Genomic DNA, 19362 nt, shown 5'->3' with positions numbered 1-19362 from the left:
CGGATATGCCAAGCAACGACACCGCCACACCAATGAACGATTCAACCTAAGCTGCCGATCCACTCGCGCCCCGGTACGGCTTCAAAAAGACTGCGTGTGTACGGATGAGAAGGTGTTGCAAATATTTCGGCAGTAGCGCCCCGCTCAACGATCTCACCTCGTTGCATGATGGCGATCTCTTCGCAGACAGTCGCCGCAACCCGCAGGTCATGTGTGATAAACAGCATTGACAATCCGAAGGATTTTCTCAGATCGTTCAGAAGTTCGAGCACCTGCTTCTGTACTGAAACGTCAAGAGCGGAAACAGGTTCATCGGCAACGATCAGTTTCGGCTTGACCGCCAGCGCGCGGGCAATGCCGATGCGCTGGCGCTGGCCGCCGGAGAACTCGTGCGGGAATCGGTCGACGGCGTCGGGCTTGAGACCGACGAGGTGCAGCAACTCTCTCGCCTCGGCAATAGCCTGCTCGCGGCCAACGCCGTTGAGCATCGGGCCCAGCGCGATGATGTCACCAACACGCTGGCGCGGGTTGAGCGAGGCATAGGGGTCCTGGAACACCATCTGCACGTGCTTGCGGAAGGGGCGCAACTCGGCGCGCGTGCGGCCGCTGATGCGTTCACCGTCAATCTCGATCGAACCGCTATCAACGCTCTCAAGGCCAATGATGCAACGCGCGAGCGTCGATTTCCCAGAACCAGACTCTCCGACAAGAGCAAGCGAGCTTTCACGCTTGAGTTCAAGATTGATTTTCTTGGCCGCATGCACCTCGCGAACTTTGCCGCCAAAAAGGCCTGAGGAGGTGCGGTAGGTTTTCTGAAGATTTGTGACGCGCAAGAGCACGTTTGAATTAGCGTCCAGTTCCTTCAGCCGTGGCTTCAGCCCCGGAACAGCCGCTACAAGCGCCTTTGTGTAATCGGCTTGCGGCGAAACAAGCACCTGGCTCGCCGGACCCTGCTCGACAACCTCGCCATGGCGCATGACCGCGACCCTGTCCGCAATCTCGGCAACAACGCCGAAATCATGGGTGATGAACAGGACGGCCGTGCCATGAGCGCGCTGAAGCTCCTTGATCAGGTGCAGGATCTGCGCCTGTGTCGTGACATCGAGCGCCGTTGTCGGCTCGTCAGCGATGATCAGCGCGGGTTCGAGGGCCAGAGCCATAGCGATGACCACACGCTGGCGTTGCCCTCCCGAAAGCTGGTGCGGATAGCTCGCGATCATCCGCTCGGGCTCGGGCAGGTGCACATCGCGGATCAGTTCCAGAACCCGTTCGCGCCGCCTAGCCGGGCTCATCGTGGTGTGGATTTCCAGCACCTCTTCGATCTGCTGACCAACCTTCATCAACGGGTTGAGCGCAGTCATCGGCTCCTGAAAAATCATCGCGATGCGCCCGCCGCGAATGGCGCGCATATCGTCGTCTGACAATTCAAGCAGATTACGCCCTTCAAAAGTGATCTTGCCGCCGACAGCGCGCACATGAGGTGCAGGAAGTAGCCCGAGAATGGCCTTGCCCATCATCGATTTGCCGGACCCGGACTCGCCGACGATGCAGAGAATTTCCTTCTGGCGGATGTCCAGCGTAACGCCGCCAACCGCAAATTTGCGATCGGACCACGCCGGTAGCGCAACCTTGAGATCGTCGATGGAAAGAACGATGTCGGTCATAGATCCGCGAGCCTCGGGTTGAGTGCATCGTTCAGGCCTTCACCCACCAGGTTGATGGCCAGAACAGTGAGCAGGATGGCGATGCCCGGAACGGTGACGAGCCACCACGCCTCGCGCATGAATGAGCGGCCGGCCCCGATCATGAAGCCCCAGCTCATCAAATTGGGGGCGCCAAGTCCAAGAAAGGACAACGCACTCTCAACCAGAATTGCCGTCGCGATCAGTAGCGACCCGGTGACGATGAGCGGTGACAACGTGTTTGGCAGAACCTGTTTCAGCAGAATCGCGGCATCGCCTTGACCTGCAACGACTGCGGCCTGCACAAACTCCCGCGACTTGACGGTCAGGACCTCGCCGCGAACGACCCGTGCAATGGGAGGCCAACTCACTGTAGCAATCGCAACCACGAGATTGAGTGCCGAGGGTGACAGGATTGCGATCAGCACAATGGCAAAAAGGAACGAGGGTATAGTTTGAAAGAATTCGGTAAAGCGCATGAGAACATTGTCGATCAAGCCGCCATAGTATCCGGCAATAGCCCCGATCAAGGTACCGAAGGCGACAGCAAACAGTGTCGCGAGAACAGCAATGAGGATTGTTGCGCGGGAACCATGAATGAGGCCAGCCAGAACATTGCGCCCGAGACTATCCGTGCCAAGCCAGAATTCACCTCCGGGCGGGGCCATTGGCTTTCCAACGATGGCAAAGGGGTCGGTTGGAGCCAGCACATTCGCAGAAATTGCAACGAGGAGCAGCAATCCCAGCCAGATAAGACCGAGATAGACGCGGGGATTGCCAAGAAACCGGGACCAGAACTTTTTCATGGCGCTCACCCAATCCGGATGCGTGGGTCTAGGAAGACATAGATGACATCGACGATCAGATTGACGATGACGACAAGCACTGCCGACATGAAAAAGATGCCGAGAAGCAGATTGTAATCGCGCGCGAAAAGCGACTGATATGCGAGCTGCCCGAGGCCTGGCCAGGCAAAGATGGCTTCAACCACTACAGAGCCTCCCAGCAGACCACCCGTCTGAACGCCTGCCATGGTCACGACCGGCAGCAATGCGTTGCGGAAGACGTGCCGGGTTGTGATCTTCCGGTCCGTCTGCCCTTTTGCACGGGCAGTGGTGACATAGTCGAGGCCGCGTTGCTCCAGCATCGAGGCACGCATCAACCGCGCGTAAAGCGCGAGGTAGAAGAGCGAGAGTGTGATTGTCGGCAAGACCAGATGGTGGGCAATGTCAACGACACGGTTCCAGCCCTCGTGAAACGCGACAACATTCTCCATGCCTGATGTCGGGAACCAGTCGAGCCAGATCGAGAAGACCAGGACCAGCATCAGGCCGACCCAGAAGAGCGGTGTCGCGTAGACGATGACGGCCGCCACCGAAATCACATGATCCTTCCACGTGCGGACCCAAAGCGCGGCCAGAAGACCCATAAGGACGCCGAGTCCGAGCGAAACCACCAGCGTCGATCCCATCAGCAAGAGGGTCGGTCCCAATCGCATGAGCAGGAGTTCCAGAACCGGCGCACTCTGGCGGAAGGAATAGCCGAGATCGAGAACCAGAAGATTTTTTATGTAATTGAAAAGCTGTACGTAAACGGGTTGATCGTGGCCGAACCGGGCGCGCAGCTGATCAATGTATTCCTTTGGCGCACCGCCGGCTTCACCGGCAAGCACCGTTGCGAGATCACCGGGCGCAAGCTGGAGCAGAAGGAAATTAACAACAACAACGCCCAGGATAACAGGTATCGTCTGCAAGAGGCGCCGTACGATGTAACTTCCCAACGAACCGGATTTCATGCCAACTCTCCAGCAAAAATAAAGAGGGCGGCCAACAAGTAATGAAGGCCACCCGCAGGCTATTGTCGTGCGTTCTTACTGCCGGTGTACGGTCGCAAAATTGCCATAGATGCCCAGTGGGGTATCGATCACGTTCTTGAATTGCTTGTTAATAACAGTCGGAAACTGCACTTCTAGAATGTAAGCAACGGGACTTGCTTCGGAGACTCTTTGTACAAACTCGGCATAGAGTTTGCCACGTGTTGCGTCGTTGGTCTCAACAGCCGCCTTGTCCATCAAGGCGTCCGTTTCCGGGCTGGACCAGCGCGATCCATTCACGAAGACGGTGCCGGGACGTATACGATCCGAATGGACGCCACGATGAACGCCGAGCACAGGATCCGCGAGGTTGAAGAGGAAGTTTGATGTGATCGCAAAATCATAGTCTGTGTACGTACGCTTCAACCATTTCGGCAGATCCTCGTAGCGCAGCGTTGCCTTGACACCGATCTGCGCAAGATTTTGCTGAACCGTCTCACCAAAGCGCTGCCATTCCTCGCCATAGGGCGTGATGTCATGCGTGAATTCGAAGCGCGTGCCATCGGCCTTCCTCGGGAAACCAGCCTCGTCGAGCAGCTTGTTGGCGCGCTCGATACGATCGGCCACGGTGAAGTCGATGCCCGGTGCAAAGAGACCCGAGGGCTGGAAGTTCGAGCTGATGATGCCCATAGCCGGCTTGCCGAAGCCAAACCAGACATTCTCGATGACGAATTTCCGATCCACAGCGTAGGAAATGGCCTGACGAACTTTCGGGTTGTCGAAAGGCGCCTGCTTGGTGTTGAAGAGCAATTCGACGATGGGCGAGATCATCTCTGTGCCCTTGGTGCTCACTTCGATATTGGGGCGCAGTGCCAGCTTTTTCGCATCGTTGTAGGGCACAGCGCCGAGGCCTGCGACATGGGCCTCGCCCTTTTCTAGAACCGCCGTGCGGGTCGAAGCGTCGGCGATGAAGCGCACGACAATCCGGTCGAGATAAGGAAGACCGGCGCGCCAATAGCTGGGGTTCTTATCCAGGCGGACAAACTCGCCACGACGCCATTCGCCGAACTTGAACGGGCCGGAGCCAATCGGCGTGTTCGCATTGGCGTGCGTCTTGATATCGCCCTGTCCGTAGACATGCTTGGGCAACATCGGGCTTTCATAGGATGACAGCGCCTTCAGGATGTAAGGTGCCGGGATCGCGAGCCGCAAGATTGCGGTATGCGCATCCGGGGTTTCGACCGCAGTCACATCGCGAAACGTGGCGATACCGCGCGGGTGGTTCTTCTTCAGCACTTCCATGATGGTGAACTGAACATCTGCCGACGTGAAGGGTTTGCCATCGTGGAACTTCACATCCTTGCGCAGCTTGAAAGTGATGGCCTTGCCATCCGGCGCGACCTCAAAACTCTCGGCCAGAGAAGGTTTTGGCTTGAGGTCGAACCCGTATTCGAGCAATCCGTCGAACACTTTCGCCGTGACCTGGCCAATCGGGGCTGAGGTCGAGATATAGGGGGCGAGATTCGGCGGCTCGGGCTGGGTGATCTGCACCAGAGTGCCACCGGATTTCTGCGCCATCGCAGGCAGGCTCGAAAGAGCCGTCGTCGCCAAAGCCAGCGCAAGAACAATACGTCTATTCATGTGACCCTCTCCTGTTTTCACTTTTCCCCCGGCAACTTCGATGCCAATTGCTCTTCAGCCCCCGGATGGAACCTTCCCGTTCCGGAGAGAAGAGTAGAATCACGTTTTGCTTGCGGGCAATGGAGAAACCATTCACATTCTGTCGCGATCTGACGCTATCAAGGCTACATCTCGATGCAGTCCATCAAGGATTATACGATTGCGAATTTCGTCGCAAATCTCAAATTTGTTTGCAGCTACCATAGCTCAGTTTCAGTAATATGTAGGAAGCTTCAAATAAATCGGCAGCAATTCATGAAGTATCTGGCCGGATCGTCGTTTCCTTCAAGATACACGTTTCGAAGATTATGTGATTTTTTTGGGTTTGACGAGTATGAGATGCTTATGCCGCACGATCAGTTCCGCAATATTGTCCGACTCAAACCCATAGAAAGCGCAAAAGATATACAGATCCCGACATATTTTGTGAATTTGCTGACAACGGCAAAGAGACAAAAAAATGCTTTAGGGAAGTATGTTGGTTATTATTACCAATACTATAATTCATTTTCACGTGCGGGTTTCATACTAAGGTCATTGATAATTGTTTATAATTGGCAAGATTATACTATGTACAAGCGCCTTGAGCGGCTCAAGCTTGAAAGTGATGGCTCTGCTCCGGACGTGTACAAATATGTTGGCATTCTCGCGACGGTTGGAGATCGCCTACACTTCATCGATCAGGAATCGATAACCGGCCATGAGTTGACCCATACGATCATTTACCCGAGCTACCGCAACCGCGTCACGACGCTCACGGGCCTCACGATGGGTGTTTCAGGCTCGGACCAGCGCCTGATTTCCGCCTCTCCCACAGTTCTCGAATATATCGGGCGCGGCATCAGGCTTCGCGAGGCGATTGAAGGTTGCCGGATTTATGAAAGCGGGTCGGCAGAGTTGCCGGCACCAATTCTGGACGCACTCCGCCGATCACCTGCCGCTGATGTGACCCGCGCCTTACAGGTTCCGCCACTGATGTAGATTTTATGAGCGCAGATGGCGACACTTCGCGACAGGCTGCCTGCTTTATTTGCAGGGGCAAATGCTCTCATTCTGGCGTCGCGCGAAGGCAAGCAGCGAGGCCCTATGTTGATTCCAGAACTATCTGTGCAGAACATTGCCCGATTGACGACTACTGGGGAGTTGTCAACACGCTCGCTTGTCAAACGCGTTCTCGACACCGTCGCCGTTGAGAACGAGAAGCTTCATGCCTTTGTCGAGGTCTTCGCCGATGCCGCCATGCATCGGGCTGAAGAGCTCGATCAGGCCGCATCCCGCTCGGGAGCTTTGGGGCCGCTGCACGGCGTGCCGATCGCGGTCAAGGACCTCGCGGAAATAGGAGGCCGTGCCGCCGGGTTTGGCTCGAAATGCTACCCGTCGCGCCCCGGGACGACCACCGCCACGGCCATTCAGCGCCTGATCGACGCCGGGGCTGTCATCATCGGCATGACGCATATGGTCGAGTTCGCCATCGGCGGCTGGGGCACCAACCATGCCATGGGTACGCCATGGAACCCAGTCGATCGCAATGTGCATCGTGTTCCCGGAGGTTCGAGCAGTGGTTCGGCGGTCGCTGTTGCTGCCAGGATGGTGCCTGCCGCAATCGGTTCGGACACGGGCGGATCCATCCGCATTCCGGCTTCGCTCTGTGGCGTTATCGGGTTCAAGCCAAGCTTTGGTGCTATCCCCCTTGACGGCATTGCTCCCCTCGGCCCGGCTTTCGACACGCTCGGCCCCATCACCCGAAACGTCGCCGATGCGCGCTTGCTGTTCTGTGTAATGGCTGGTTTGCAATTGCCAGAAAATCTCACTCGAAAACCGCTGCTTGTCGGGGTGCCAGCACGGGATCAACTTTTGCCATGCGACCCGGATGTGCTTTCAAACTTTGAACGCTCGATCAGATCATTGCGCTCGGCTGGCCACAAGGTCGAGATTTTCTCATTCCCGAAGGCGCTGACGGCGTATCAGGCGCTGAATGGCAAGATCGTCGCCTATGATGCCTATCGGCAGCACAAAGCACTTGCAGAGGACCCAGCAACCCCGCTCGATCCGCATGTCCGCCAACGCGTGCTAGCCGGGCGCAACATTGACGAGAGGCACTATGCTTTGCTGTTGCTTGAACGCGATGAAGCGATCGCGGAGTTCAATGCGGAATATAGCCATTTCGATATCATCGCCCTGCCGGGCACACCTTTGCCGGCAGTTCCTGTCAAAGCTGTTGATGAGTCCAAGATCCCGATGTCGCTTTACACCAGAGCAGGCAATTGCCTTGATCTGTGCGGGATCAGTATTCCGAACGGTGTCACACCGGCGGGCTTGCCGACAGGCCTGCAACTGATGTCCTGGAGCGGCGCAGATGCGAAACTACTGGATTTTGCGGAGCAGGTTGCTCAGGGTATCGATGGCTAACGCTTGTATGCAGGCAGGGCGTGCCGCGTTCGATCTGCAAAGGACGTTCGATCTGCAAAGGACATGGGCATGGCAGAACGCCGACTCATCGGGGTACTGGGCGGCATGGGGCCGCTAGCCACGGTTGATTTCATGCAGAAAGTGATCGAAGCGACACCTGCCATTCACGATCAGGATCACGTTCCTCTGATCGTGTATTCTGTTCCGCAGATTCCTGACCGGGTCGGTGCCGCTGTGGCAGGAACCGACGAGCCCTTGCCTGCCATGCTCACCGGGATAAAGACACTCGAGCAAGCCGGTGTCGAAGCCATCGCAATTGCGTGCAACACAGCGCATGCTTGGTATGATCAGCTTGCTGCTTCGACCAAAGTGCCGATCATCCACATGGCGCAGGCTGTTATCGATGCTGCGTCGCAGGACACAGGGCCTATTGCAGTGCTGGCAACAGTCGGCACGCTTCGGGCCGGTATCTACCAGCGCTATTTTGAGAAGGCCGGATGGCAGGCGCTGGTCCCCGAAGGGCAGGATCAAGCGCATATCGTCGACGCCATTGCAGCCGTGAAATGCGGAGAAATCGAGCGCGCGCGGGCCAGTTTCGATACTGCCGCAGCTGGCCTTTTGGCCCTAGGCGCGGGCCGGCTTCTGCTGGCTTGCACCGAACTTCCAGTTGCGGCAAAGGGCTCGATCCACGAGACCCGCTGCCTCGATGCCACCGCTTGTTTGGCGCGGGCTTCCGTTGAGTTCGCTTGCCGCCTCCAACAATAGTCGCGGTGTGCTGGCATACAAACCGGGATAGCCTCGGAAAGCGCTGGCTTGGCTTGTTTGAACTGTTTCGGGCCGTTGTGTCGTGGATTCCTGTTTTGGGCTGGCCGCCGCTAGGGTGCATGGCAGCGCATTGAAGTATGCCTCGCTGGAGGTCAATCGGCCGAGACTCTAGTGAGGTCGAGGGGACTTGTAGGAGCATTGGAGGTAGCGGCCCAGCGAGGCGCGCGCCACCGAGGCGCAGGCATAGGCCCGCAAGTAGACCTCATTGTATTTGATCGTGCACCACAAACGCTCGACGAACACGTTGTCCCGGCAGGCGTGTCATCACACGCCATGAGGTTCTGACAACGCGCAGGACACTTTATCACCTTGCGCTATATTTTTCGGCCAAGGGCGTAGAATTCGTCATTCGGCCGCATGTTTGTGACATTGGCAAGGCGGTTGGAGAGGCCAAAGAACGCGGCAATCGCAGCGATATCCCAGGCATCTTCCTCGTTAAATCCATGCGCCTTCAGGGCATCGATATCCGCTTCACCGACCTTTTGGGCTTCCGTTGAAACCTTGATTCCGAATTCGATCATCGCCTTCTGGCGGTTGCTGATATCGGCCTTGCGATAATTCGTTGCCACCTGGTCGGCGATGAGCGCGTTCTTTGCGCGGATGCGGAGAATCGCGCCATGCGCCACCACGCAATACTGGCACTGGTTTAGTGCGCTGGTTGCCACGACGATCATTTCTCGCTCGGCTTTGGTGAGGGTGCCAGGCTTATCCATCAAAGCATCATGATAGGCGAAGAAGGCCCGGAACTCTTCCGGCCGGTGGGCGAGAACGAGGAACACATTCGGTACGAAGCCGGATTTCTCCTGCACTGCGAGGATGCGCGCCCGGATGTCCTCAGGCATGTCCGCAATGTCGGGGACGGGAAATCTGCTGATTGCCGGCTGGTCCTGCATGGGATGCTCCTATTCTCGCCTCGGTCAGATTGCAGTCACGCGGTGTAGTAGGGCGAGTGCATGCCGCGGCTGGCCTCTGCCACGACATCACCGTCAAACAGCTTGACCGTCAGACTGGCGCCTGCACCGCGGGCAAAGTCGGCCAGCATCCCGTTGGCATAGGCATGGGCATTCTCGAGGCTATCGAAGGCATAGAAGCCGCCGACGGAATGCGTGCCAATGCCACTGAGCCAAGTCTTGCTGATCAGGCCGGGAACGGTATGCATCATCGGGTTGGCGTCTTTCCATACCGCTTCCGTGAAAGGAGCGGAATTCTGGAACTCGGCATAGAGGTAAACGCGGCTTGGGCTCTGCATGGTGATCTCCTCAGGGCATGACTTGCTGCCGGGATAGCCATGATCTAAAAATCACTATCAGAAAAGTACGCACCTTCAGGTAATAAATGATGTTCCTTCCCGCTGACCCCTACAATATGAACTGTCCGTCGCGCGATATGCTGGACCTGATCGGGGGCAAATGGGCGATCCTGATCCTGTGCTGTCTTCAGCAGGGGCCGGTGCGTACCGGAACCTTGATGCGGCAGATCGGCGGAATTTCACAGAAAATGCTGACACAGACCCTACGTGACCTGGAGCGCGACGGCTTCGTTGAACGCATCAGCCACCCTGAAGTGCCGCCCCGTGTCGAATACCGACTTACGGATTTGGGACGGTCTCTGAGCGATCTGGCCCGCACCATGGAACAATGGGTCGTTGCGAACTATCCCGCGATCCTGGAGCATCGTCGGCGCGCGTGCACGCAGCGACCACTTCGCGCCTGAGCTTGATGAACATCGCCGAAATCGGCGCAACGAGAGATCGAAAAGCCGTGCCAAACGGCATCGTTTGCGGCCCAGCAGATTTGCTTCCTCTCGATGGCTGCTGTCCTGCGTCCTTTCGCCCGAACCCGCCCTTCCGCTTCCGGCCCCCAAGCTGCCATCGCAACATTGGCTCGGGCGTTGGCACGTCATGCCGCTCTATCGTTTCCGGGTGAACAGGCGCCCTGGGGCAGGGCGCCGAGGCGGGTGGTGCTCAACCGATCCACAAGGCCGTCATATTGATGCTGGCGTCGAAAATATAAAAAAGTTATCAATAAGTTAATGGCGGAGAGGGAGGGATTCGAACCCCCGGTACGCTTGCACGTACTCCGCATTTCGAGTGCGGCGCGATCGACCACTCTGCCACCTCTCCGTGGACGCGCGAACGCGTGGTCAGGCGCCGGGAAATACAGAAGCCTGCGGCGCAATGCAAGGCTGATTTCAGCGGTTCCGGCGGATCCTCGAAGTGACCTCCGGCGGGCCGCTGTGCCGAGCGCCTTCCGATGCTGCGGCACCGGGCAGGGACCGGGGCGTTGGCGATCGGGGGCTGTACTGGGAAAGGATGTTGGCGACGGGGCAGGTTCCGGCGCGGGCTGGCTGCGGTGAGGCCTTGTTGCTTGAATAGCCGATCCTGCCGGGAGCTGGCTTTTCGTTCGCCTGACGTGCCCCCGGTCAGATCCCGGCAGGCGCTCATCTCGCCCGGACTTGACTTTGCCTGCACTTGAGGTCAAGGAACCCGCAGCAGCGCGGCGGAAGAACCGCGCTTTTCGTCTTGCGCCGGGATCAGGTCCACCTGGCAAGGGCGCAGACAGGCAAAAAGACTGCCGGGTGGCTCGTTCCATCTCAGGGCAGTGAAGAAGGAAGATGGATATGTTCGCTGTCATCAAGACAGGCGGCAAGCAGTATACTGTTGCTGCCAATGACGTCATCACTGTCGAGCGCCTCGAAGGCACCCCGGGTGACGTGATCGCTTTCGAAACCGTGCTGATGCTGGGTGGCGAGAAGGCGGTGATCGGCTCGCCGACCGTTGCCGGCGCCACCGTTGCAGGCGAGCTGGTCGAGCAGGCCCGTGGCCCGAAGGTCATTTCGTTCAAGAAGCGCCGCCGCCAGAATTCCAAGCGCAAGAAGGGCCACCGGCAAGACCTGACCATCGTGCGGATCACCGAGATCCTCACTGATGGCCAGAAGCCCAGCGGCGCCAAGGCTGCCAAGCCGGTCGCGCTCGCTGCCGCTGCTGCCGGCGAGGCCCGCGACGAATCGAACCTCTCGCTGATCGCCGGTATCGGCCCGACCATCGAGAAGAAGCTCCGCGCGGCGGGCATCACGTCCTGGTCGCAGATCGCGGCCTGGGGTGAAGCCGACATCACGAAGTGGGACGAGGAACTCAAGCTGCGTGGCCGTGCCACGCGCGAGGAATGGGTTGAGCAGGCGAAGGAACTGCTCGCCGGAAAGCCGCCGCGCGCCAAGGCCGACCAGGCCGAGCTCGCTTCGGGCGAAGATCGCTGAGGCCGGGAGACAGCGGGCGACAAAGGTCAGCCCCGCTGTCATTTTCCGGGTGAAATGGAAACTGTTTTCGGGTAAGGATCAATCCAACGGATTTGGTCTTTCCCGCTGAGGGATTGAAGGAGCACCACCATGGCTCACAAAAAAGCTGGCGGTTCGTCGCGCAACGGTCGCGATTCGCATTCAAAGCGCCTGGGCGTGAAGAAGTTCGGCAACGAGGCTGTCCTCGCCGGCAACATCATCGTGCGTCAGCGCGGGACCAAGTGGCATCCCGGCACCAATGTCGGCATCGGCGTCGATCATACGCTCTTTGCGACCTGTGACGGTGTCGTGGTCTTCAAACAGAAAGGCCCGCGTCAATACGTCAACGTCGTTCCGGCTACGGCCGAAGCAGCAGAATAACCGGCGGAAGAGCATGATCCTCCCCGCCGGTGGTTCCCAGGGAACCGAACCGGCGGCGAGCAGAGCATCGGGCGGCACCAGAACGCCCCATTCGAAGCGAAACTGATCGGGGAGGCCGGGGAACCGAGCCTCCTTTCGCTTTTTCCGGCCCCGGAAGGCCGGAAAGTCTGAAATACCCGGCGGGAATGCCTTCGAGGTTCCTGGCCGGGCAAGGACCGGATGATAGCCATGATGCCCGATTTGTTCCGCGATGACGTGCTGACCCTCGAGACCCCCCGGCTGTTCCTGCGCTGGCCGACGGTCGAGGATGTCGCCCAGCTGGCCCGCCTTGCCGGCGACCGCGTGATCTCCGACATGACGGGGATCATCCCGCATCCCTATTCGCAGGACATGGCCGCCCGGTATGTCGGCGATGCCCGGCAATGGAACAGCGAGGGCTCCAAGCTCAAGCTGGCCATTGTCGAGCGTCACGAGCCGGAATTGCTGATCGGCATGATCGGCCTGCGCCTGACCGAGCCGGGAGAAGCCTCTCTCGGCTATTGGCTCGGCAAGCCCCACTGGGGCCGTGGTTATGCAACCGAGGCGGCGCAGGGGCTTGTCGATATGGCCTTCATGTTCACCCGGCTCGACAGGCTGGTTGCGTCGGTGCGGGTGGTCAACCCGGCCTCCCGGCGCGTGCTGGAATGCTGCGGCTTCCAGCCCACCGGCAGCGATTTTCTGAGCCTGCCGGCCTGGAATGGCGCGGTGCCGGTGGAAACCTACCGGCTGACCCGGAACCTCTGGCGCAGCCTGAAAGGCTGGCGGACGCCGGTGCCCAGCCGGCCCGCCCCGATGACCGCACTGGGCTGATCCGGCGCGGGCCGGCAGGCGTATCTTTCCGGACAACAGGAGAAGAGAATGCCGGTTCGCCATTTCACCCTCGCTCTCGGACTGGCAGCGCTGCAAGCCAGCCCGGCTGCGGCCCAGAGTGCCACGCTGAAGCTGGAGGATTTCTTCCGCGGCAAGACCTATGCCTATGGCCAGTTCACGGCGATCAACGGCACGTCGCGCAGCTTCCGGGTGGATCTTACCGGGCGCTGGGACGGCAAGGTGCTGCGGCTGCGTGAGGATTTCGTCTATACCGATGGCGAGCGGGACACGAAGACCTGGGTGTTCCGCAAGACCAGCCCGACCACCTATATCGGGACGCGCGAGGATGTGATCGGCGAGACGTTGGTGACGGTTTCCGGCAACCGCGCGGATTTTGCCTATGATGTGAATCTCAACCCGAAGGGTGAGCCGAATATCGTGCGCTTCTCCGACACGCTGCTGCTGGAAGCCGACGGGACGTTGCGAAACACGGCCTGGGTGTCGAAGTTTTTCATTCCCGTTGCCCGGGTGAAGGTGAATTTTGCCCGGACCGAACCTGCCGCGCGGGCTATCCGGCCTGGCCATTGATGGTGCGGGGGCTTTGACCCCGCTGGGGCTTTGACCTGAGCGGGTTGCGCGGCTATCGATGCGCAGCCGGGGCCGCATCGCATGGATGCGGCCTGCCCATCGCCCGGAAAGCCCCGTCATGAAATTTCTCGATACCGCCAAGGTCTATATCCGCTCCGGTGACGGAGGGGCGGGGTGCGTATCGTTCCGGCGCGAGAAGTTCATTGAATTCGGCGGACCGGATGGCGGCGATGGCGGGCGCGGCGGCGATGTCTGGGTTGAATGCGTCGACGGGCTCAACACGCTGATCGACTATCGCTATCAGCAGCATTTCAAGGCCAAGACCGGCACCCATGGCATGGGCAAGAACCGGGCAGGGGCCAAGGGCGCGGATGTGGTGCTCAAGGTGCCGAAGGGCACGGAGATCCTCGATGCCGAGGACGAAACGCTGATCACCGACATGACCGAGATCGGCCAGCGCGTCCGGCTGGCCAAGGGCGGCAATGGCGGCTTCGGCAACCTGCATTTCACAACCTCGACCAACCGTGCGCCAACCCATGCCAATCCCGGCCAGCAGGGCGAAGAACGCTGGGTCGTGCTGCGGCTCAAGCTGATCGCCGATGCCGGGCTCGTCGGCCTGCCGAATGCCGGCAAGTCGACCTTCCTTGCCGCCACCACGGCCGCCAAGCCGAAAATTGCCGATTATCCCTTCACCACGCTGCATCCCGGGCTGGGCGTGGTCCGGGCGGACGGGCGCGAATTCGTGCTGGCGGATATTCCCGGGCTGATCGAAGGCGCGCATGAAGGCCATGGCCTCGGAGACCGGTTCCTCGGCCATGTCGAGCGTTGCCGCGTGCTGCTCCACCTCGTCGAGGGCACCTGCGAACATGCCGGCAAGGCCTACAAGGTCGTCCGCAAGGAGATCGAGGCCTATGGCCATGGCCTTGCGGATAAGCCGGAAATCCTTGCCCTTTCCAAGGTCGATGCACTGGATGCCGAGACGCTGAAGAAGCAGGTCGACCGCCTGAAGCGGGCGGCCGGCCGCAAGCCGTTGCTCCTCTCCGCTGTCTCCGGGCAGGGCGTGCCGGAAGCCCTCCGGGCCCTGCTGGATGTGATCGACGACGCGCGGAAGGACGAGTTCCCACGGGAAGAGCAGCCCTGGCAGCCGTGAGGCCGCGGGCGCGGATTACCGCGAGGGTCGGAGCGGACTTGTGCCCTCCCGGCGCTCTGCTAAGATCACCGGATTCTTTTTTTATGTTTTTCCGGTGTATCTGTGGATTTCGACCAGGCAACGCGGGCCGGCATTCTTGCTGCCGGGCTACGGCTCTTCAATAAATTATCTATTCATGAAGTTCTCGTCGAAGATATTGTTCGGGAAGCTGGTGTCACGAAGAAAATATTCTATAAGTTTTTTCGCAAGAAGGAAGATTTCGTTGTCGAGTGCTATCTCGTCTATGCCGGCGAGATCCTGACAATCTATCGCAGCATCCTCGGCCGGCCGATCAGCACGCATGAGCGCATTCTCGCCGTGTACGACGTTCTGGAACGGGTGGCGCGTGGGCCGGACTTCACCGGATGCGGCGTGATGCGCGTCGGCGCGAGCCTCGGCAACCGGCGCGACCACCCGCTTCGCCTTGTGGTGTCAGGCTTCAAGAAAACGGTCGAGGCGCTGTTCGAGGGCGTGCTCGCGGAAGACGGGCATCCGGATCCCAAGCCCTATGCACGCGAACTGGCAGTCATTCTGGATGGCACGCTGGCGCAGGTGCTCTATCACGACGAACCCGGCTATGCGCAGGACGGCGCGCGGCTGGCGATCCGGGTGATCGAGGCCGCGCGGCGTTCCCGGCTCAGCGCAGGGGAATGATATTGTCGTCGCCGCCGTCCTTCGGATCGGTGGCCCCGTCCCCTTCCTTCCGGTCGAACAGGAAGGCGAATTCATCGTCGTAGGTCTTCTCGCCGCGGTTCTGCATCGCGTTGACGGCGGCGCGGAGCTGCTCGTTCTCGGCGCTGAGCTGCGAGACCTTTGCCTGGAACTTCTGCGTGGCATCGGCCACCGTGGCCTCGATCGACCGGGCGGAATCGCTCAGCGTCTTCTGCTTGAGCAGCAGCGTCGAGTTTTCCGAGCGGATCATGTCGATTTCCAGCTCGAGCTTGCGCCGCTGCTCGATCTCCGATGCCAGGAGCTGGCTCGTCGCCGCGACCGATTCATTCGCCGCCGCAATCTGGCTGCGCAATTCGGTGGCGTCGCGCTGGGCGGCTTCGAGCGCGAGGGTCAGGCGACCGATCTCGCGGTCGCGCTCGGCGCGCTCGCGGCGGGCAACCGAGAGTTGCCGCGTTTCCTCGTGGAAGCGGGCGCGGGCCTCGGTCAGCATCTTCTCGACGAAATCGTAGCGGGCCTTGGCCGCCTCGATCTGGCTTTCGAACTGGTTCTTGGTTTCGTCGCGCTCCTTGTAGAGCTGTTCGTTCTCGGTGCGGAGCGCACGGGCGGCGTTCCGCTCGCGCACAAGGGCTGCGCTGGCGAAGGAGAACTTGTCCTCCGTCTGCTTGAGGGCCGCTTCCAGCTCGGCGATCGATTTCGTTGCCTCGTCCAGACGCTCCTGGTTCTTGGTATGGGCGAGCTGCAACGTGGCATGCAGGTTGTCGCGGTTGGCGATCTCGTCCGCCGCTGCCGTCAGTTCCGCCTTGTACCCGACGATCAGGTCATCCGCCTGCGCCTTGGCGCGGCGCAGATCGGCGAGCTCGTTCTCATGCGTATCGCGCAGGGCGGTGAGTTCGCGCAGCTGCGGCTCGAGGCGGTTCACCTTGGCCAGCAATTCCGCATTGTCCTGCCGGAACTGGGCCACGGCCGTCTCGACCGCGGAATTCTTCTCGCGCAGGGCGGACGAATTGCTTTCCTCGGCCTTCAACGCGGCGGTCAGCCGGTCAAGCTCGGCCTCGAGGCGGGCGGAATCGGTCAGCAGATTGCCAGCGCGACGCTGTTCGGAGGCGAGGTTCTCCTCGGCGATTTCCAGCCGGTTGCGCAGGAGGGCCATGGTGTTCACGGCATTCTCGATCGGCGCCATCACCAGCCGGAACTGCTCCGGCAGGCGGGAGACGGTCTGCAGCGTGGCCTCGAACTCGTCGAGATTGCCGCGCACGGCCTCGCGTGCCGTGCCAAGAGCACGGGAATCGAAGGGCTTCAGCAGCTGTACACCACCGGGCTGCCCGGCCTGGCGGTCATTGCCGGATTGCGCGGCCGAATCCTGACGGTTTCGGCCTTCACGGTGAATCTTGAGGAATTCCCAATTCATGGCGCATCCTGTCGCAAACGGCGGGTGGCAGGTTTCCAGAGAGGCTGCTAGTTAGCAAAACTCGGCTATCCCCACAATCCGACGAACATGGCATACCAGCATTATATCCGGATTGTGACGGCATGATCGGAAAAGTTAAGAAAGCGTTAATTTTGTCAATGCCCTCGCTCTCCGGCTTTCGCCGTATCGTCATCAAGGTGGGCTCATCGCTGCTCGTCGAGCGGAAAGGCGGCCTGAAGAAGGCCTGGCTCGAAGCCCTGACGGACGACATCGCCGCGCTTCATGCCGGCGGCGCGGATGTGCTGGTCGTTTCCTCCGGCGCCATCGCCATGGGGCGCACGGTTCTGGGCCTGAAGAAGCCGGCGCTGGAACTCGAGGAGGCGCAGGCGGCGGCCGCTGTCGGGCAGATCGCGCTCGCCCGGGTCTGGGCCGAGAGCCTTGCCCGCCATGGCATCACGGCCGCCCAGATCCTGCTGACCTATGGCGATACCGAGGAGCGCCGCCGTTATCTCAATGCCCGCGCGACGCTTGGCACCTTGCTGCATCACCGGGCCATCCCCGTGATCAACGAGAATGACACGGTCGCCACAACCGAGATCCGCTATGGCGACAATGACCGGCTTGCGGCGCGGGTCGGCTCCATGGCCTCTGCCGATTGCGTCGTGCTGCTTTCAGACATTGACGGGCTGTTCACCGCGCCGCCGCAGAAGGACCCGCAGGCGGAATTCGTGCCGGTGGTGCCGCGCATCACCGCCCGGATCGAGGCGATGGCCGGCGGGGCCGCCTCGGAACTCTCGCGCGGCGGTATGATGACCAAGATCGAAGCCGCGAAGATCGCCACGGCCGGCGGCGCCACGATGCTGATCGCGAACGGGCTGCGCCTCAACCCGCTGCAGTCGGTGATCGAGGGCGCGCGCTGCACCTGGTTCCTCTCGCCTTCGAGCCCCGTCACGGCGCGGAAGCGCTGGATCGCCGGCACGCTGGAGCCCCGCGGCATGCTGGTGATCGATGACGGGGCCGTTAAGGCGATCCAGGCCGGGAAGAGCCTGCTTCCGGCCGGCGTCCATCGTGTCGAAGGGTCGTTCGCACGGGGCGATTGCGTCGTGGTGCGCGGGCCTGACGGGGGAGAGGTGGCGCGTGGGCTTGTGGCCTATGACGCTGTCGATGCCATCCGGATCGCCGGGCGCGGCACCCGCGACATCGAGCCGGTTCTCGGCTATGCAGGGAGAAAGGAAATCATCCATCGCGATGATCTCGTGCTTTCGAGCGACGGGGCGATGGGGGTCAACGGAGACGAATGATGAACCGGCATGTGCCCAACCCGGCTGACAAGGCCCGGCTGACGGCCGAGATGCGCGCCATGGGCCGCAAGGCGCGCGAGGCAGCGGGTTTGCTCGGGCTGATGCCAGCCGAGCAGAAGGCGCAGGCATTGCGCGCGGCCGCCGCTGCCGTGCGCGGTGCCGTTCCGGCGATTCTCGAGGCGAATGCACTGGATTGCGCCGAGGCGAAAGCCGAGGGCCAGAGCGCGGCCTTCCTGGACCGGCTGCTGCTGAACGAAACGCGTATCGAGGCGATCGCGGCCTCGATCGAGGATATTGCCGGCCTTCCGGATCCGGTCGGGGCGATCATGGAGGAATGGACCCGTCCGAACGGGTTGCGAATTTCGCGTGTCCGGACGCCGCTGGGCGTGATCGGCGTCATCTTCGAGAGTCGGCCGAATGTGACGGCCGATGCCGGTGCGCTCTGCCTCAAGGCGGGCAATGCCGTCATCCTCCGCACCGGCTCGGGCGCGTTGCGTTCAGCGCTGGCGATCCATGCCGCCATGCAACGCGGCCTTGTGGCCGGGGGCGTGCCGGAAGCGGCGGTGCAACTCGTGCCCTTCGGCGATCGCGAGGCGGTAGGGCAGATGCTGGCCGGCCTTGACGGAGCGATCGACGTCATCGTGCCGCGTGGCGGGAAAAGCCTTGTCGCCCGGGTGCAGCAGGAGGCCCGGGTGCCGGTCTTCGCGCATCTCGACGGCAACAACCATGTCTATGTGCATGAGAAGGCCGATCTCGCGATGGCGCAGGCGGTACTGCTCAATGCCAAGCTCCGCCGGACAGGGGTTTGCGGCGCGGCCGAGACGCTGCTGGTCGATGCTGCCCTGGCGGGAACACATCTGAAGCCGCTGCTCGTGGCTTTGCTCGATGCCGGCTGCGCTGTGCGCGGCGATGCGGCCTGCCGGGCGGCGGACCCGCGGGTGACGGAAGCCGGCGATGAGGATTGGTCGACCGAATATATCGACGCGATCATCGCCGCGAAAGTGGTTTCGGGGCCGGACGAGGCCATCGCCCATATCGGGCGCTATGGCTCGCACCATACGGATTGCATCATCACCGCCGACGAGGCCGTGGCGATGCGCTTCCTGGGGGAGGTGGATTCGGCGATTGTCCTGCATAATGCCTCGACGCAATTCGCCGATGGCGGCGAATTCGGCTTCGGTGCCGAAATCGGCATTGCCACCGGGCGGATGCATGCCCGCGGGCCGGTCGGTGTCGAGCAGCTGACAAGTTTCAAATATGTTGTTCGCGGGCAGGGGACGGTGAGGCCCTGA

General features: G+C 60.7%; 19 protein-coding genes, 1 tRNA gene and 1 pseudogene. 12 read left to right on the top strand and 9 right to left on the bottom strand.

The genetic code is table 11. The features are described from left to right. Positions 1 to 41: 41 nt before the first annotated feature. The 4 genes from P0652_RS16715 to P0652_RS16700 all read right to left on the bottom strand — a co-directional run bounded on the left by P0652_RS16715 (position 42) and on the right by P0652_RS16700 (position 5157). On the bottom strand, positions 42 to 1664 hold the full coding sequence (locus tag P0652_RS16715; RefSeq protein ID WP_284180006.1) for an ABC transporter ATP-binding protein: 1623 nt from the start codon (positions 1662 to 1664) through the stop codon (positions 42 to 44). Continuing rightward, positions 1661 to 2488: an ABC transporter permease gene (locus P0652_RS16710; RefSeq protein ID WP_284180005.1), complete on the bottom strand. Its 828-nt coding sequence runs from the start codon at positions 2486 to 2488 to the stop codon at positions 1661 to 1663. Before P0652_RS16710 ends, P0652_RS16715 begins: the two co-directional genes overlap by 4 nt. A gap of 5 nt (positions 2489 to 2493) precedes the next feature. Then, positions 2494 to 3462: an ABC transporter permease gene (locus tag P0652_RS16705; protein WP_284180092.1), complete on the bottom strand. Its 969-nt coding sequence runs from the start codon at positions 3460 to 3462 to the stop codon at positions 2494 to 2496. A gap of 90 nt (positions 3463 to 3552) precedes the next feature. Then, on the bottom strand, positions 3553 to 5157 hold the full coding sequence (locus P0652_RS16700; RefSeq protein WP_284180004.1) for an ABC transporter substrate-binding protein: 1605 nt from the start codon (positions 5155 to 5157) through the stop codon (positions 3553 to 3555). A gap of 273 nt (positions 5158 to 5430) precedes the next feature. Between P0652_RS16700 and P0652_RS16695 the strand changes: the two genes are divergently transcribed. The 3 genes from P0652_RS16695 (at position 5431) to cuyB (ending at position 8349) form a co-directional block, all read left to right on the top strand. Then, the gene (locus P0652_RS16695) at positions 5431 to 6156 is read left to right on the top strand and encodes a transcriptional regulator (protein WP_284180003.1); all 726 of its coding nucleotides are present in this window, start codon (positions 5431 to 5433) and stop codon (positions 6154 to 6156) included. Between the two features lie 15 nt (positions 6157 to 6171). Next, positions 6172 to 7584, top strand: coding sequence for an amidase (locus P0652_RS16690; protein WP_284180002.1), 1413 nt, complete (start codon positions 6172 to 6174; stop codon positions 7582 to 7584). A 69-nt stretch (positions 7585 to 7653) separates the two neighbouring features. After that, entirely contained in the window at positions 7654 to 8349 is a 696-nt protein-coding gene (cuyB, locus tag P0652_RS16685) for a cysteate racemase (RefSeq protein WP_284180001.1), read from the top strand. 102 nt (positions 8350 to 8451) lie between these two features. On the opposite strand, the pseudogene P0652_RS16680 reads toward cuyB, so the two are convergent. From P0652_RS16680 to P0652_RS16670, 3 genes and pseudogenes are all read right to left on the bottom strand, one after another. After that, positions 8452 to 8667 (bottom strand): annotated as a pseudogene (locus tag P0652_RS16680) (integrase core domain-containing protein); the annotation flags it as partial. A 56-nt stretch (positions 8668 to 8723) separates the two neighbouring features. Then, complete coding sequence (locus P0652_RS16675) at positions 8724 to 9302, bottom strand: peroxidase-related enzyme (protein WP_284180000.1); 579 nt, start codon at positions 9300 to 9302, stop codon at positions 8724 to 8726. A 35-nt stretch (positions 9303 to 9337) separates the two neighbouring features. Then, complete coding sequence (locus P0652_RS16670; protein ID WP_284179999.1) at positions 9338 to 9658, bottom strand: YdhR family protein; 321 nt, start codon at positions 9656 to 9658, stop codon at positions 9338 to 9340. Positions 9659 to 9744: 86 nt separating this feature from the next. Here P0652_RS16670 and P0652_RS16665 point away from each other — a divergent pair, with 86 nt between their 5' ends. Next, a complete protein-coding gene (locus tag P0652_RS16665) occupies positions 9745 to 10122 on the top strand; it encodes a winged helix-turn-helix transcriptional regulator (protein ID WP_284179998.1) in 378 nt (125 codons plus the stop codon). 319 nt (positions 10123 to 10441) lie between these two features. On the opposite strand, the gene P0652_RS16660 is transcribed toward P0652_RS16665, so the two are convergent. Continuing rightward, positions 10442 to 10531: transfer RNA gene (locus P0652_RS16660), tRNA-Ser, on the bottom strand. A gap of 497 nt (positions 10532 to 11028) precedes the next feature. On the opposite strand from P0652_RS16660, the gene rplU reads away from it, so the two are divergent. The 6 genes from rplU to P0652_RS16630 all read left to right on the top strand — a co-directional run bounded on the left by rplU (position 11029) and on the right by P0652_RS16630 (position 15343). Continuing rightward, positions 11029 to 11664 (top strand): 50S ribosomal protein L21, encoded by a 636-nt coding sequence (gene rplU / locus P0652_RS16655; protein ID WP_284180091.1) that lies wholly within the window; start codon positions 11029 to 11031, stop codon positions 11662 to 11664. Between the two features lie 129 nt (positions 11665 to 11793). Next, complete coding sequence (gene rpmA, locus P0652_RS16650; RefSeq protein ID WP_284179997.1) at positions 11794 to 12063, top strand: 50S ribosomal protein L27; 270 nt, start codon at positions 11794 to 11796, stop codon at positions 12061 to 12063. A gap of 228 nt (positions 12064 to 12291) precedes the next feature. Then, a complete protein-coding gene (locus P0652_RS16645; protein ID WP_284179996.1) occupies positions 12292 to 12912 on the top strand; it encodes a GNAT family N-acetyltransferase in 621 nt (206 codons plus the stop codon). A 48-nt stretch (positions 12913 to 12960) separates the two neighbouring features. Then, positions 12961 to 13500: a DUF3833 family protein gene (locus P0652_RS16640; protein ID WP_284179995.1), complete on the top strand. Its 540-nt coding sequence runs from the start codon at positions 12961 to 12963 to the stop codon at positions 13498 to 13500. Between the two features lie 118 nt (positions 13501 to 13618). Beyond that, positions 13619 to 14650, top strand: coding sequence for a GTPase ObgE (gene obgE / locus P0652_RS16635; RefSeq protein ID WP_284179994.1), 1032 nt, complete (start codon positions 13619 to 13621; stop codon positions 14648 to 14650). A 102-nt stretch (positions 14651 to 14752) separates the two neighbouring features. Then, entirely contained in the window at positions 14753 to 15343 is a 591-nt protein-coding gene (locus P0652_RS16630) for a TetR/AcrR family transcriptional regulator (RefSeq protein ID WP_284179993.1), read from the top strand. Here P0652_RS16630 and P0652_RS16625 read toward each other — a convergent pair. Next, on the bottom strand, positions 15327 to 16769 hold the full coding sequence (locus tag P0652_RS16625; protein ID WP_284179992.1) for a coiled-coil domain-containing protein: 1443 nt from the start codon (positions 16767 to 16769) through the stop codon (positions 15327 to 15329). The two genes, P0652_RS16630 and P0652_RS16625, sit on opposite strands and share 17 nt — an antisense overlap. A 158-nt stretch (positions 16770 to 16927) precedes the next feature. On the opposite strand from P0652_RS16625, the gene proB reads away from it, so the two are divergent. Beyond that, on the top strand, positions 16928 to 18070 hold the full coding sequence (proB, locus tag P0652_RS16620) for a glutamate 5-kinase (RefSeq protein ID WP_284179991.1): 1143 nt from the start codon (positions 16928 to 16930) through the stop codon (positions 18068 to 18070). Then, on the top strand, positions 18067 to 19362 hold the full coding sequence (locus P0652_RS16615; protein WP_502947544.1) for a glutamate-5-semialdehyde dehydrogenase: 1296 nt from the start codon (positions 18067 to 18069) through the stop codon (positions 19360 to 19362). The genes proB and P0652_RS16615 overlap by 4 nt, the downstream gene beginning before the upstream one ends.

Origin of the sequence: Rhabdaerophilum sp. SD176 (genome assembly GCF_030143245.1) — a bacterium.
Lineage (GTDB): Bacteria > Pseudomonadota > Alphaproteobacteria > Rhizobiales > Beijerinckiaceae > Rhabdaerophilum.
The sequence above is the reverse complement of the archived record's forward strand: the minus strand, read 5'-3'. Positions and strand labels throughout refer to the sequence as shown.